Raw genomic sequence first — 13,675 nt, forward strand, 5'->3', positions numbered from 1 at the left:
AAATATCTATGAGATGGAGCTTAGGAAGAAATGCTTTTTGGCTCTGGTTAAAAGGGGGGCTTATCGTATATTTTCATGTACGCTCTTGCTCCTTATCGAATGATGCTGTAAAAAGTCGTACGTGTTTCCCGAAAAACATGTACGACTTTTTACAGAAACACGTACGTGTTTTTCAAAAATCACAATCGTGTTTTTAAGGTGTTGATATTAAACAATTTATATATTTGTGCCATTTGTATACCTTATTGTATATTATTATTACCAAGACGGAACACGCACTGCCTATACAAGAGTGGGTAATATTGATATTGAAGGGTATGCACATGACATGGGATTCACTTCCTACCCAAGTGGATGCCAGCAAACATTCTTGTAAATGAAGAAAAGTTCGGAGAGTGAGTTCGGAGACACTGCGGATAAGCCTAAAAATATAGGTAGAACAGCACAGAAGATCATCGACCTTGTCATTTCCGACCTTTCTATGTCAGCCGAAGCTATGGCTTATAAAATTAGGTATAAGTTCCCGTGCTGTAGAAAAACAAATCGCAAAATTGCGTTCTATGGGTATATTGTCTCGTGAAGGCGCAGACTTTGGTGGTTATTGGCGTATTATTTTAAGTTACCATTTTGAGGGGATGAGACGCAGCACGCTGCGTCTCTACAACTGGAGACAAAATTGGGCGAAAAAAGTAAGTTAGCTTGCTTTGGAAGTGAGGTATTGGAGTTTGAAAATCAAATAAAATATTATACATTTGCATGACTGGATAAGTCAAAGCGAATAATTGGTATCAAACAATGATAAACTAAAAAACATATGGATTATCTTAGGTTGAAATATTATTAATACGTATATTTGCGACAAGAAAAGGCTTTTTAATTAAGAGCCTCGTGTTGCGTGTGATATTTGTGCTGTAGGACGAAAATCGGCTAATTTTCTTAAATCTCCCTATGCACGAAGAAGGCCCCGCAACCCTTTACTGGATATACGTGTTATCTATGCTAATATAGTATGGATATATTTTGTATACAGATAAAGGGGGCGTGTGGCTGACTTTATTGGGAGTTGGGTCTTAGCCGAACCTTCGTCTACATAAATGTTCAGTCCTCGCCCTTCCTTTATTTTATAAGAAAGGACCACTACTTAACAAAAGCCATATAGCGCTCGTCTTTACGAAGGACATCTTTTCTAAAACATGTCCGGATCTTGTAAATCTAATAATTAATCATGTAAAGTGAATGGCTTATGGACGCTTGTAATATTGATGAGATCCAGAATCTCTTTATTTACTACTCCGCTTGTTTCAGCAAGTATTTTCCAGAGTTAGGGTTTTATTGTAATGAGAGGGAATTCCAGATACATGGTATCGTGCGGAGATATAGTGACATTACGGGAGTGTCCCATGATGGCTCTTATTTCTTAATTGAGATGCGAAAAGAATACCTGATCTACTTACCGTTATTGGTCGGTTCCAAATTCCGCATTTTAACTAAACAAAAACAACTTTATTCGTAATACAATCTTATGCTTATGCCAGAACTCATATCCATAGAAGAAGCCGCCCGTATTACCGGTTTCCCGTACGAGGAGATTGAAGATTGGGTAAAATCCCGAAAGATAACCTCTTTCCATACGAGAACCGGTACACGTATGGTAGATCCTGAGAACCTACGTGATTTCATTGCCCATATCGAACATCTAGGGATTCAAAAACTATACTTGCAACTGGTCATTCAAGACAAGGAGGAGGAAGCCGACGAGATTATCGCCCAGTACGACGATTACCTTTTCTGCCTACGATCCTTAAAGAACATCTCTCCCCTACTTAAACAAATCATCGCCGAACTATCCACATTTATAGATGATAAGCAAGATCGGTATATATTCACGGAAATAACCTCTGGGGCAAAAATACTGGACGTAGCCAAACGCTGCGATATATCTTACGATAGGATGTGCTACCGATATAAGAACATAGTACTCCGCTTGCAGGAAAACACCGGATTCTTAGCCGAATATAAGAAAACGATCAGCTGTCAAGACCTAGAGATAGAGCGCCTGCGGCTTGAGAAGCGAAACATGGAATATGAGCTGAGAACGCTCTATAAAGCAGTCCTCAAAAGTGGCTTGAGTCTCGATGCTCCGAAATCGTCGTTCGACATCCCCACGGATGCGGCCAGACGGATCTCCCTACCGGTCACAAGCCTAACCCTGTCTCCCTACATCCGTAAATGCCTCCAAAAATTGGAGCTGGAAACTATGGAGGACCTATTGCGCTACGCTAGGAAGAAAGGGCTCGATTCTTTGTTGAAGATCCCGGGATTCGGCCCTCTCGGTTTAGACCAGTTAAAATTTCAGCTGGAAAAGCATAAGATCATGAATAAGGCCGGAGACTCGGATCTCTATCAATACATCATCAATGAACCGGATAGCTGAACACAAAAAGAGCCTCTCTTCACAGGGAGGCCCTTTTTATGTGATGCCGGAAATAACCAATAAAAACTTCCCGACACTACGGTGTTAATCATCTTATATGCTTACATAAAATTAGCAGAAGGCTTTGGTTTGCGATATACTAATAGTGTTACATTCTTTTTGACATTGCAAAGATACGTCGGCCTATAAGGGTGCGCAATACCTATATATATGTAAAAAAGGAGAGCTCATACCTATTAATTGTTATATATCTTTTCATGGAGATCGATTTTTAGAACTAATGATCTTCTCGCTTGTAATAACTAACGCTTACCTCTGAAATAATACAAAACCGTATTTTCCAAAATTAACTATCAAGTTGTCTTGCGGGTCAATAATGGGGCCTATTGGGTGTGACGTCCTGAAAATATTCTTCCGGGATACCTATGAGTAGGTAATTAGGGTCTCATTTTACCTACTTCGGGCGATTGTAGCAAATTCTCAGCCCCTGTAATTTTGCCAAAAATTATAAAACGCAATGAGAACGTTAACAAATTTATTAGCGATTGGATTACTTTCCTTTACCGCTCTACATGCTCAAGAGAGTAATATGAGCTCTACCGTAAAGGCATCGGAGATGTATGCCGACGGTTTTTCTAAATTCCGTTTTGGAGGATATGGTGAGATGGCTGCCAGTTATATGGATTATGACTGGAATTGGGTGACACCTCAAGGTACATCACATATGAATCGGGCTACTGTCTCTATCCCTCGTTTTATTTTAGCTTTTGATTATAAGTTCTCTCCCAAATGGGTACTGAGTTCCGAGATTGAGTTTGAGTATGGAGGAACAGGCGCCGCACGGGAAGTGGAGTGGTACGAGGAGAATGGAGAATATGAGACCGAGATCGAGAAAGGTGGCGAGGTCGCCTTGGAGCAGTTCCATATCTCTTATCTGATGAACAAGCATTTAAACTTCCGTTTTGGACATATGATCGTACCGGTAGGCTTGACCAACGCACATCATGAACCCTTGAACTTTTTTGGTGTATATCGTCCGGAAGGAGAGACTACCATATTACCTTCTACTTGGCATGAGACGGGTGTGGCTCTATTTGGTGATTTAGGAAATTTCGATTACGAGTTACAAGTCGTTTCCGGTCTGGACCCACAAGGTTTCCGTATGGAGAACTGGGTTGGCAAAGGTACGCAAGGCGCTTTCGAGGAAACTCAATTTACGCATCCTGCCTTTGTGGCTCGTGTCAACTATAATGGAGTGAAGAAATTTAAAGGCTTACGTGTGGGCGCTTCTTTTTATTATAACCAACCCTCTAAGAATAGTAGCAAACCGCTGCGTAACCAAGGTGAGAAATATCCGCTTACCATCGTGACGGCGGACGCTCAATATAAAAGTCCGAACAATAATTTGATCGCCAGAGGTAATATCGTTTACGGCCATCTGGGCAACAGCAACGCTTTGACGAAGGTAAACAATAACTCATCTTCAGCTTCCGGATATCCTAATTCAACCGTGGCGGAGACCGCTGTCAGTTATGCGGCTGAGGTTGGCTATAATGTAGGTTCCTTCTTTAGCCGGAAAGCCCCTAGAATTTATCCTTTCGTTCGCTACGAATATTATAATCCGATGCAATCCGTAGAAAAAGGCAGTAATAAACTGGCGGATAGACGTCTTCAAAAGAGCGTGATTACGGCAGGCCTTAACTATTACGCGTTGCCTAATCTGGTCGTAAAGGCGGATTATGCGCACCGTATTGTAGGTAAGGGTGATTATAATAGCCAGAATATGGTTTCTGTCGGTATCGCTTATATCGGCTGGTTCTTATCAAGATAATAGACTATTAACAAATATATATGTAAGAATATGAAAAAAGTACTTTTATTACCCATGATGTTGATGGGTGTGGCTTTGAGCTTCACTTCTTGTGGAGACGACGATGATCCGGGTAAGGACCCCGATGTTGTAACTTATGACTTTAAGAATCTTCCTGCGGATTCGGGTACGAAACCAACAGAAGATCAGATGAGTGCGGTTGTCGCTACTTTCGTTGATGAGGTAGCTTTGCCTACCTATAAAGACATGTTGACAAAGATGACTGCCTATAAAAATGCGGTAGACAAGTTCATCGCGTCTGGTTCTAAGAATGATTTAGCGGATGCCTGCGACGCTTGGCGTGCGGTTCGTGTACCTTGGGAACAAAGTGAGGCATTCTTGTTCGGTGTGGCGGATTTGGCACAGCTCGACCCGAGCTTGGATAGCTGGCCTTTGGATAAGAACGGTATAGAGGAGATTATAGCTACAGGAGAATTCAGCAAGATTTCAGGAGCTGTAGACGAAGACGCGGAAGATGGTCCTCAAAATTTACGTGGATTCCATACGGCGGAAAAGATGTTATTCTTAGACGGCGAGCCTCGTGATCTGGAAACAAGCCCGTTCGCAAAGAATGAATTGGAGTATTTGAAGTTAGTGTCCGAACGTATGTTATCTGATACTCAAGACTTATACAATGGTTGGTTGAAAGGCTTAGGAACTTCGGATGTTCCTTCTTCTTATGCGGAGGCTATGAAGAAACATGACGGTTCTGCCTATTCCATTGGTAATGTTTATCAGGCGATTGAGCTTATGCTGAATGGAAATAATGGTATGGCCGGAATCTCCAATGAAGTAGGTTCCGCTAAGATAACTGACCCGGTGACCGCATGGAATGGAAGTAATAAAGACGCTACTGACCCGAATAACCCCGGTGTCTTGGCTGTAGAGTCTTGGTATAGCTGGAATTCCTTGGACGACTATAAGAACAATATCGTAAGTATCAAGAACGCTTATTTCGGCGGTCGTGATTTGGATGAGGAATCCGCTTCCGAGAGTAGCTTGCATGCGTTGACTAAAATGATTAATCCTACGTTGGATAGTTTGATGGTAGTTCAAATTGATAAGACAATCGACGCTATCAATGCGATCGGCTATCCTTTCCGTAACAATCTAGGGGATACGGAGCATATCAATACGGCTACAGAAGCTTGCGCTGATTTAACGACAGGTTTGGGCGTTGTTAAGTCTAAGTTCACGAACTAATCGGACAAGCCGATACGATGAAACGAAGATTACTTCTATTATTCGCTTTATCCGGTAGTCTGCTGTGTAGTTGCGAATCCGAGGACTTGGAAAATTGGCAGGTTAAGAAACCCAATGGGCAGGTAGCTTCCGAGAAGGAGTTGTCCGCGGGTATCTCAACCATTTTCTCCAATGCCCCGGATGCGTACGATACGCAGGCAAACTGGGTTACGGGCGAATTAGAGACGCGATTTAATCGTGGTGATGGATTGTACGACGATGCTCGCGGTGTTGAGAATGTGGATGGTGGAGGACTAGGGCCGCTTTATGCCGGATATTCTTGCGGTTCCTGTCATAAAAGTACCGGGCGGACCCGTCCGGCTATAGCTGATGGAGGTTCCGGCCCCGGCTTCTCATCCATGCTTATTTATATATCACGTAAAAGTGGCGGCTATTTTCAAGATTATGGCCGGGTACTACATGATCAAGCGATATACGGAACGAAACCGGAGGGAAGGGTTAAGATTACTACTACTTCCCAAAAATATACGTTTCCCGATGGGGAGGAATATGAGTTGGTCACTCCTCATTATGAGATAAAAGAATGGTATGCCGATAGTATCCCGATGTCGGATTTACGGATTTCCGTACGTCAACCCTTACGGCATGTCGGAATGGGGCAGATGATGGCGCTCGACTTGGATATGCTAAAGCAGATCGCCGCTAAAAGCAATTATCCGGAATATGGTATTAGTGGACGTATAAACTATGTGACGGAAAAGGGAAAGAAACAGATCGGTATCTCTGGTAATAAGGCGAATCATGCCGACTTAACGGTGGAATTGGGATTCTCTTCCGACCTCGGTGTAACGAACGATCGTTTCCCGCATGAGGTAGGAGAAGGACAGGGTAATATGATGGGTTTTGCCATGACCGGGGCGCAGGTCTCTACGGAAGATATGGAAGATGTGGATTTATACCTCCAGACCTTGGGGGTACCCGCCCGTCGGAATGTGGATGATCCTACGGTTCTTCAAGGAGAGCAACTTTTCTATCAAGCGAAATGTCATTTATGCCATGTGACTTCCTTGAAGACACGCCCTCGCGGATCTGTCCTTTTGAATAATACGGAATTGCCTCAATTAGGTAATCAGGTGATCCATCCTTATTCGGACTTTTTATTGCATGATATGGGTGTTGAGCTAGGGGATGATTATCCCAGTGGCTTGGCCAACGGTAATGAATGGAGGACTACCCCGTTATGGGGATTGGGATTACAAGAGGTCGTAAACGGCCATACCTATTATTTACATGATGGCCGTGCCCGGAACCTGACGGAGGCTATTATGTGGCATGGTGGGGAAGGAGCTGCGTCGCGTACCCTATTCTCTCGCATGACAAAAGACGAGCGGGCCGCTCTGATTAAATTCCTACAAAGTTTATAAATAAATAACGCATAGAATCGAAATGAAAAAAATATATAGGACGTTGCTTGTGGTGCTTCTATCAGCAGGTGTTTTCTCCGTGAAAGCTCAAGATACAAAGAAAGAGATGGATGATAAATATGTAGAGAACGATGTGGTTTCACTAGCGGGAAAGAAGGGCTTTTCTTTTTCTACCAAGGCCGGTGATTTTTTGTTTAAGCCCTATGCGTTGGTACAGGCAAGCGCTTGCTACAACCGATATGACGACCAAGGGCTGGAAAGCCATTATGCCAAGAGCGTAGCGAACTCCGGTTTCGCGATCCCTAACGCTATTCTCGGTTTTACGGGTAAGGCTTTTGGACGGGTTACTTTCAATTTATCGCTGAATGCCGCTAAGAGTGGAGGTGCCTTATTGCAACAGGCTTGGTTCGACGTAGCGATTAAGGAGTCGTTTCGTATCCGTGTCGGTAAGTTCAAGACACCGTTTATGCATGGCTATTTAAGTACTTTGGGGGAGACGTTGTTTCCGGTACTGCCTTATTCCGCTTCCCAATCCGTATTGCTTCCTTACGACGTGAATTATGTCATACCGAATATGTCCACGGGATTCGACTTGGGTGTACAGGTACATGGTTTGATCCATGATAAATGGATTTATCAAGTCGGTATTTTTAATGGTACGGGTATCGACGTGAATTTGGCGACTAAGACAAACTGCGATGATCATAAATGGTTGCCTTCGCTGTTATATGCGGGTCGTCTGGCCTTTATGCCGAAGGGGGAGATGCCAACGTCTCAAGGCTCACCGGAGAATCTGAACGACGATAAGATGTCTATCGCCGTATCTGCCTCTTATAATGCGGAGGCCGAGTTCTTGACCAGTAGCGACACCCGTGTGGGCGTTGAGTTCGCATGGATCAAGAACCGCTGGTATGTGGCTGCCGAAGGTTACTATATGAATATGCATTTTACCAAGATCATGCAAAAGCCGGATAAGAATTTCTGGGGAGCTTACGCTCAATTGGGCTATTTCATCACTCCGAAATTGCAGGGTGCTTTGCGATATGATTTCTATGATCGTAACGCTACGGATGAGGGTGGTTTGTTGAATATGCCCGCCGCTGGTTTGAATTATTATTTCTTTAATAATAATTTGAAGCTACAGGTTATGTATCAATATCTAGGTCGTAGCGGTCATGCTACGCAGAATGACCGGGATGAGGACGCTATTGGATTGGCTCGTCACTCCGCTACGGCTATGTTGCAGTTCACGTTCTAATCTTTGGGTATGAAACGATATAGTCAATATATAATGTATGCCTTATTCCTGTTATTCGGGCTGGGTTGTGATGAGGGTAAGATTTATCCGGATGAGACGGTTGATTCCGGGCGAACCGCTACCGTGTCACTTTCTTTCACTGGCCTGAAAGCTTGGCCGAAGGAGAATATGCTCTCGTTATGTGCTTTTGGCGAGGATAAGTCGAAACCTTTGCAAACCCAGCGTATCAGTAAGCCGGCGGAAGACGGCAAAAGACTAAAACTCCGATTGAATAATGTCACTCCGGATACGAGGAGTATAGAGGTCGCTGTGATTAGTAGGGGATTGCGGTTGGTTTACTCCTATTATACGTCTCCGGTGGATGATTCGGACGAACCGCTTGATTTGTCTGTCGGCGAATTGGATTTAGCGAGCTTCAAACGTATACAAGCGCAGGTGTTCGACTTGAATTGCTTGTCATGTCATGGAGGAGGATCGGGATTGGCCGGTCAGCTGGATCTTAGGGACGATGTGGCTTATAAATCTTTAGTGAACGTAAAGGCGCCCCTTTCGGAAGAGGGTAAGAACTACGTGACCCCGGGTAATATAAACAATAGTTTCTTGCTGGATATATTGGAGAATAATCCGGTACATAAGGATATGTTCAATAGTTCCGGGAAACAGGAGGTCCTTGCTTTGATCCAAGGTTGGATCTTAGGAGGGGCATTGGATAATTGATAAGAAAGAAAATGATGAATTATACGAGGAGGATAGATACGGATAAAGCGGTAGAAATGCAAATCTCTTCATTCACGGGTAAAGGTGGAACAACGGAATATCAGGTGATGGTATCGATCACGGACCCTTGTTTGTCTTTCGTGGAGCAATTGCAAAACCTTTTGCGGGTTTATGTGACTGTCGTGAAGGAAGAGCTATCGAATGACGCTACCGCCGTTTTCCGCCGTTATTTTTTAAGTGACGCAGCTAATCAGACGGATAGCGTGATGGAGTGGGAGTGCGAGAGCGCCTTTTGCCCGCTCTCTATCGTTCAGCAGCCGCCTTTGAATGGAACAAAGATCGCTATGTGGACCTATTTGCAAACGGGGATGTCGGTACAAACGTACGATTCCGGTTTACTGGAAGCGTCGCATAACGGTTATAGGCACCTCTGGGGGGGAGGTGCCTTCAATAAGGCGGCCAATTCGGAATACCAGACCCGGCTTTTATTGAATGACTATGTGATGCAATTGATGGGGCAGCGTTGTACGTTGGCCTCTCATTGTGTCCGTACTTGGTTCTTTGTGCAAAACGTAGACGTGAATTACGCCGGTGTGGTGAAAGCCCGGAAAGAAGTTTTTATCACGCAGAATCTTACGGAGAAGACGCATTATATTGCTAGCACGGGTATCGAGGGACGTCATGCCGATCCTTCGGTGTTGGTACAGATGGACAGTTATGCGGTGGATGGGTTGGAGCCGGGGCAGATTCAGTTCCTTTACGCTCCCACGCACTTGAATCCTACTTATGAATATGGGGTAACCTTCGAGCGGGGTACGGCTGTTACGTATGGGGATCGTAAACAGGTCTTCATCTCGGGTACGGCGAGTATCGATAACCGGGGAGAGATTGTCTATCCGGGCGATATCGTAAAACAAACCGAGCGGATGATGGAAAATATCAGCGTGTTGCTGAAAGAGGCGGACGCTACTACTCGTGATATTACGCAGGCGATCACCTATTTGAGAGATATGGCTGATTATGCGGTGGTTAAGAAGTATTTTGAGGCGCATTACCCGGATTTGCCACATTTGATAGTCTTGGCCCCCGTTTGCCGTCCCGGATGGTTGATAGAGACTGAGTGTATAGCGGTCGTGCCGACGGAGTCGTCCTTTAAGCCTTTGTGAAATAATAATAAATGTACGAGATATGGAAGAAAAAGGAGTATATTTGGCTATTCAAACACCAAGACAAGTTAGAAAGAAGCCTATGTATAAAAATGGAATGTACCGGGAAACCGATAAAATGAGTGATCTGATCTGCGAGAACTATCCGATGGTTTTAGTCATGAGCCGCTTTGGTATAGCGCTCGGGTTCGGAGAGAAGAATATCGGGGAGGTTTGCCGGCAGAATGGGGTGGATGCTTGTACTTTCCTGACGGTCGTGAATTTCTTGGTCGAGGAAGTGAATACGCCTGTCGAGAATATCAGCAAATGCCTGTCGATCGAGAACTTGATCCGCTATTTGCATAATGCCCATGATTACTTCTTGAACTTCCGCTTGCCACATATCCGTCGTAAATTGGTAGACGCTATATCCGGGTGCCCGGAGGATGTCGCTTTTGTGATCACGAAGTTTTTCGATGAGTATGCGGAGGAGGTAAATAAACATATGTCTTATGAGGAACGTGCTGTTTTCCCTTATGTCCGTAATTTGTTGGAAGGAAAGAGAGATCCGAAATACAATATTACGATCTTCCGTAAGCGTCATGATCAGATCGAGATGAAGATCACGGAGTTGAAAAATATCCTGATCAAATACTATCCGGGAGCGGGTACGAATATGCTGAATAGTGTCTTGTTCGATATTTTTGCCACGGAGGAAGACTTGGCTTCACATACCCGTGTGGAGGATTATTTGTTTGTACCGGCCATATTGGCTTTGGAAAAACAATTATAAGCATGAATCGATGAGTACAAATCTAAAGATTGCGATAGCCGAACCTTCTGTTATCATAAGGAGCGGACTGGAGAACCTGTTGAAACGGTTACCGGGTTTCCGTATCCAGATGGTGGAGATTCATTCGGTGGAATCTCTTTTCGACTCGCTTCGTATGCACAAACCGGATGTGTTGATCGTGAATCCGGCTTTGCCCGGCTATTTCACGTTGCAACATTTGAAGGAGGAAAGCGGCTGTGCCGAGATGAAATGTATCGCTTTATTATATTCTGTCTCAGACAGTGTGTTATTGCGTTCTTATGATGAACAAATTAACATATACGATAGCCCTGATGAGATCAAGCACAAATTGGAACGGTTGAACGCCGAGGTACTTCCGGATGACGAGCCGGAAGGGGATGACGAGCAACAATCGTTAAGCTCGAGGGAAAAAGAGATCGTAGTCTGCGTCGTGAAGGGAATGACAAACCGGGAGATAGCGGATCGTTTGTTTCTTTCTACGCATACGGTCATCACCCACCGCCGTAATATCGCTCGGAAACTTCAAATTCATAGTGCCAGCGGTCTTACGATCTATGCGATTGTCAATAAGCTGGTCGAATTAGGCGACATTAAACAGTAATCGTATATTTATAAGTAAGTTAAAGGGAATGTGGATAAGCGATAAAAGCGCCTTCCGCATTCCCTCTACTATTAATATAATTAAATTTAATGATCATATCTTATTAACGCTTATCGAAAACTAAAACCCGTTTATTCCTGTTTCTTCTTCAAATCATTAAGCTTATAAGAAATGAAGAAAGCATTTTTACTTGGATTAGCATTGTTATTTTCCTTATCTATGAGCGCACAGCATTTCGCGTTGAAGAACAATCTTCTCTACGACGCGACTACGACTCCGAACTTAGGATTCGAGGTGGGCTTAAGCAAAAAGGTTACATTGGATGTCTCGGCGGGATATAATCCTTTCAAGTTCAATGACGGTAAGAAACTGAAGCATTGGCTTGTCATGCCGGAAGTGCGTTATTGGACTTGCGAGAAATTCAACGGTACGTTTATTGGCGTGCATGCGTTGGGCGGACAGTATAATATCGCCGGGATTAAATTACCCTTTGGCATATTCCCTAATTTGAAGGATCATCGTTATGATGGTTATTTGTACGGTGGCGGACTTACGTTGGGACATCAATGGATACTGAATAAGCGTTGGAGTATAGAAGCCGCTATCGGCGCCGGTTATGCCCGTGTACATTATGATAAGTATAATTGCGGGGAATGTGGCTCCAAGATCGAGACCAAGAACTCGAACTATTGGGGTGTAACGAAAGCGGCCCTTTCTATCATTTATTTTATCCACTAAAAAACGATCTAGAGAGATATGAGACATTTATTGAGTATATGTATCGCTTTATTGTTCCTCGGAGGTGTGAGCCTACAGGCACAGAACGGTGTGCGGGGAACTGTTAGTTTCGAGAATGTAAGCGCAAGGAAGGACGGAAGCCAGCTTATGATGAATTTTACGACCAATCTGAGTAATCTGCGTTTGAAATCCCAAGAGATGGTCATACTGACACCGGTATTGCAATCGGTGGATAAATCGCAGTCTTACCAGTTTAACCCGATCGTGATTACCGGGCGGGCACGTATGAAGGCGTTGAACCGTGAGTTGGGTTTCGATAGTTATGAATTTCCCCAAACTCCTAGCTTGATTATCCGTCAGACGAAGAAGGGGCCGGAATTGATTCCGGTGGAATTGTCCGTACCCTATGCGGGATGGATGCGAAACGCTACCTTGATGGTGGATGAGAATACCACGGGATGCGCTTCTTGTGAGGTCTCAAATGACATCTATGGGGTGATGAGCCGTGTATTGCCTCCGTTAGCCCCTCCCGTTTATGAGCTTAGCTATGTTACTCCTCCGGTAGAACCTGTGAAACAACGGAGCGAGACGCATTCCGCTTATTTAAACTTTGAGGTAGGCAAGTCCGTATTGTTACGTGATTTCAAAGATAACGCTACCGTGCTGAATGAGGTGAATAAGATTGTAACGGAAGTCCGTAACGATAAGAATCTAAGCTTTACCGAATTTAAGGTTACCGGATACGCTTCCCCGGAAGGTGGCTACGATTATAATATGAGATTGTCCGAGAGTCGTGCCAAGGCTTTTGTCGCTTACATGAAAGATAAGGAGAAGATGGATCCTTCCTTGATGAAAGTGAATTGGATGGGTGAGGATTGGATCGGATTGCGTCAAGAGGTTACGAAATCAGATTTGGCGAATAAGAAGGAGATTCTGGAGATCTTGGATATTCAAGATATAAACAAGCGCAAGGCTAAACTACATGCCTTGAACGGAGGTCGGACTTATAAGATATTATTGGATAAATACTATCCTCCTTTAAGACGTATTGATTATACCTTGGCTTATATCGCACGTCCGTTCGACGTGAACGAGGCCAAGCAAGTGATCAAAACGAAACCTCAATATTTAAGTTTGAATGAGATGTTCTTGGTAGCCAATTCTTATGATAAAGGTAGCGATCAGTTCAAGGAGGTATTCGATATCGCCGTTCGTCTTTATCCGACCGACCCGATCGCTCAATTAAATACGGCGGCCCTTGAGATTGAGACTGGTGCTTACGATCCGGCCATCAGTCGTTTGCAAGGTATTAATTTGCCGGAAGCATGGAATAACCTAGGTGTCGCTTATGCGATGAAGAAGGATTATACGACCGCTATGCAATATTTCGATCAAGCTGCCCAAGCCGGCATGCAGGATGCCGCCGCGAACCGGGATGAGCTGGCCGCTTGGTTGGCCGAGCAATAATGGA

General features: G+C 44.2%; 12 protein-coding genes and 1 pseudogene. All 13 read left to right on the plus strand.

Annotated features, from left to right (window positions below; genetic code table 11):
* Positions 1-382: 382 nt before the first annotated feature.
* Positions 383-620 (plus strand): annotated as a pseudogene (locus tag NBH07_RS22625) (HTH domain-containing protein); the annotation flags it as partial.
* Between the two features lie 623 nt (positions 621-1,243).
* On the plus strand, positions 1,244-1,513 hold the full coding sequence (locus NBH07_RS13075) for a hypothetical protein (protein WP_005861164.1): 270 nt from the start codon (positions 1,244-1,246) through the stop codon (positions 1,511-1,513).
* Between the two features lie 15 nt (positions 1,514-1,528).
* Positions 1,529-2,434, plus strand: coding sequence for a transcriptional regulator (locus NBH07_RS13080; protein WP_009276446.1), 906 nt, complete (start codon positions 1,529-1,531; stop codon positions 2,432-2,434).
* A gap of 517 nt (positions 2,435-2,951) precedes the next feature.
* Complete coding sequence (locus tag NBH07_RS13085) at positions 2,952-4,265, plus strand: porin (protein WP_005861166.1); 1,314 nt, start codon at positions 2,952-2,954, stop codon at positions 4,263-4,265.
* Between the two features lie 30 nt (positions 4,266-4,295).
* Positions 4,296-5,507, plus strand: a complete 1,212-nt coding sequence (locus NBH07_RS13090) for an imelysin family protein (RefSeq protein ID WP_005861167.1) — start codon at positions 4,296-4,298, stop codon at positions 5,505-5,507.
* A 17-nt stretch (positions 5,508-5,524) separates the two neighbouring features.
* Positions 5,525-6,931: a di-heme oxidoredictase family protein gene (locus NBH07_RS13095; RefSeq protein ID WP_005861168.1), complete on the plus strand. Its 1,407-nt coding sequence runs from the start codon at positions 5,525-5,527 to the stop codon at positions 6,929-6,931.
* A gap of 22 nt (positions 6,932-6,953) precedes the next feature.
* A complete protein-coding gene (locus tag NBH07_RS13100) occupies positions 6,954-8,189 on the plus strand; it encodes a porin (RefSeq protein WP_005861172.1) in 1,236 nt (411 codons plus the stop codon).
* Positions 8,190-8,198: 9 nt separating this feature from the next.
* Positions 8,199-8,906: a hypothetical protein gene (locus tag NBH07_RS13105; protein WP_005861178.1), complete on the plus strand. Its 708-nt coding sequence runs from the start codon at positions 8,199-8,201 to the stop codon at positions 8,904-8,906.
* Between the two features lie 11 nt (positions 8,907-8,917).
* The gene (locus NBH07_RS13110) at positions 8,918-10,072 is read left to right on the plus strand and encodes a Rid family hydrolase (protein ID WP_009018360.1); all 1,155 of its coding nucleotides are present in this window, start codon (positions 8,918-8,920) and stop codon (positions 10,070-10,072) included.
* A gap of 82 nt (positions 10,073-10,154) precedes the next feature.
* The gene (locus NBH07_RS13115; protein ID WP_010185248.1) at positions 10,155-10,844 is read left to right on the plus strand and encodes a hemerythrin domain-containing protein; all 690 of its coding nucleotides are present in this window, start codon (positions 10,155-10,157) and stop codon (positions 10,842-10,844) included.
* Between the two features lie 10 nt (positions 10,845-10,854).
* The gene (locus tag NBH07_RS13120) at positions 10,855-11,466 is read left to right on the plus strand and encodes a response regulator transcription factor (protein WP_005861184.1); all 612 of its coding nucleotides are present in this window, start codon (positions 10,855-10,857) and stop codon (positions 11,464-11,466) included.
* A 171-nt stretch (positions 11,467-11,637) separates the two neighbouring features.
* Entirely contained in the window at positions 11,638-12,204 is a 567-nt protein-coding gene (locus tag NBH07_RS13125; RefSeq protein ID WP_005861186.1) for a DUF3575 domain-containing protein, read from the plus strand.
* Positions 12,205-12,222: 18 nt separating this feature from the next.
* Positions 12,223-13,671 (plus strand): DUF3868 domain-containing protein, encoded by a 1,449-nt coding sequence (locus tag NBH07_RS13130; protein WP_005861187.1) that lies wholly within the window; start codon positions 12,223-12,225, stop codon positions 13,669-13,671.
* Positions 13,672-13,675: the final 4 nt, after the last annotated feature.

The sequence above is a fragment of the Parabacteroides sp. B2-S-102 genome (assembly GCF_023656665.1).
Lineage (GTDB): Bacteria > Bacteroidota > Bacteroidia > Bacteroidales > Tannerellaceae > Parabacteroides > Parabacteroides distasonis.

Excerpts from the sequence above, each read along its gene's own strand:
- NBH07_RS13130 (WP_005861187.1), top strand. The coding sequence starts at position 12,223 with ATGAGACATTTATTGAGTATATGTATCGCTTTATTGTTCCTCGGAGGT.
- NBH07_RS13105 (WP_005861178.1), top strand. The coding sequence starts at position 8,199 with ATGAAACGATATAGTCAATATATAATGTATGCCTTATTCCTGTTATTC.
- NBH07_RS13120 (WP_005861184.1), top strand. The coding sequence starts at position 10,855 with ATGAGTACAAATCTAAAGATTGCGATAGCCGAACCTTCTGTTATCATA.
- NBH07_RS13110 (WP_009018360.1), top strand. The coding sequence starts at position 8,918 with ATGATGAATTATACGAGGAGGATAGATACGGATAAAGCGGTAGAAATG.
- NBH07_RS13085 (WP_005861166.1), top strand. The coding sequence starts at position 2,952 with ATGAGAACGTTAACAAATTTATTAGCGATTGGATTACTTTCCTTTACC.
- NBH07_RS13115 (WP_010185248.1), top strand. The coding sequence starts at position 10,155 with ATGTATAAAAATGGAATGTACCGGGAAACCGATAAAATGAGTGATCTG.
- NBH07_RS13080 (WP_009276446.1), top strand. The coding sequence starts at position 1,529 with ATGCCAGAACTCATATCCATAGAAGAAGCCGCCCGTATTACCGGTTTC.
- NBH07_RS13090 (WP_005861167.1), top strand. The coding sequence starts at position 4,296 with ATGAAAAAAGTACTTTTATTACCCATGATGTTGATGGGTGTGGCTTTG.
- NBH07_RS13075 (WP_005861164.1), top strand. The coding sequence starts at position 1,244 with ATGGACGCTTGTAATATTGATGAGATCCAGAATCTCTTTATTTACTAC.
- NBH07_RS13125 (WP_005861186.1), top strand. The coding sequence starts at position 11,638 with ATGAAGAAAGCATTTTTACTTGGATTAGCATTGTTATTTTCCTTATCT.
- NBH07_RS13095 (WP_005861168.1), top strand. The coding sequence starts at position 5,525 with ATGAAACGAAGATTACTTCTATTATTCGCTTTATCCGGTAGTCTGCTG.
- NBH07_RS13100 (WP_005861172.1), top strand. The coding sequence starts at position 6,954 with ATGAAAAAAATATATAGGACGTTGCTTGTGGTGCTTCTATCAGCAGGT.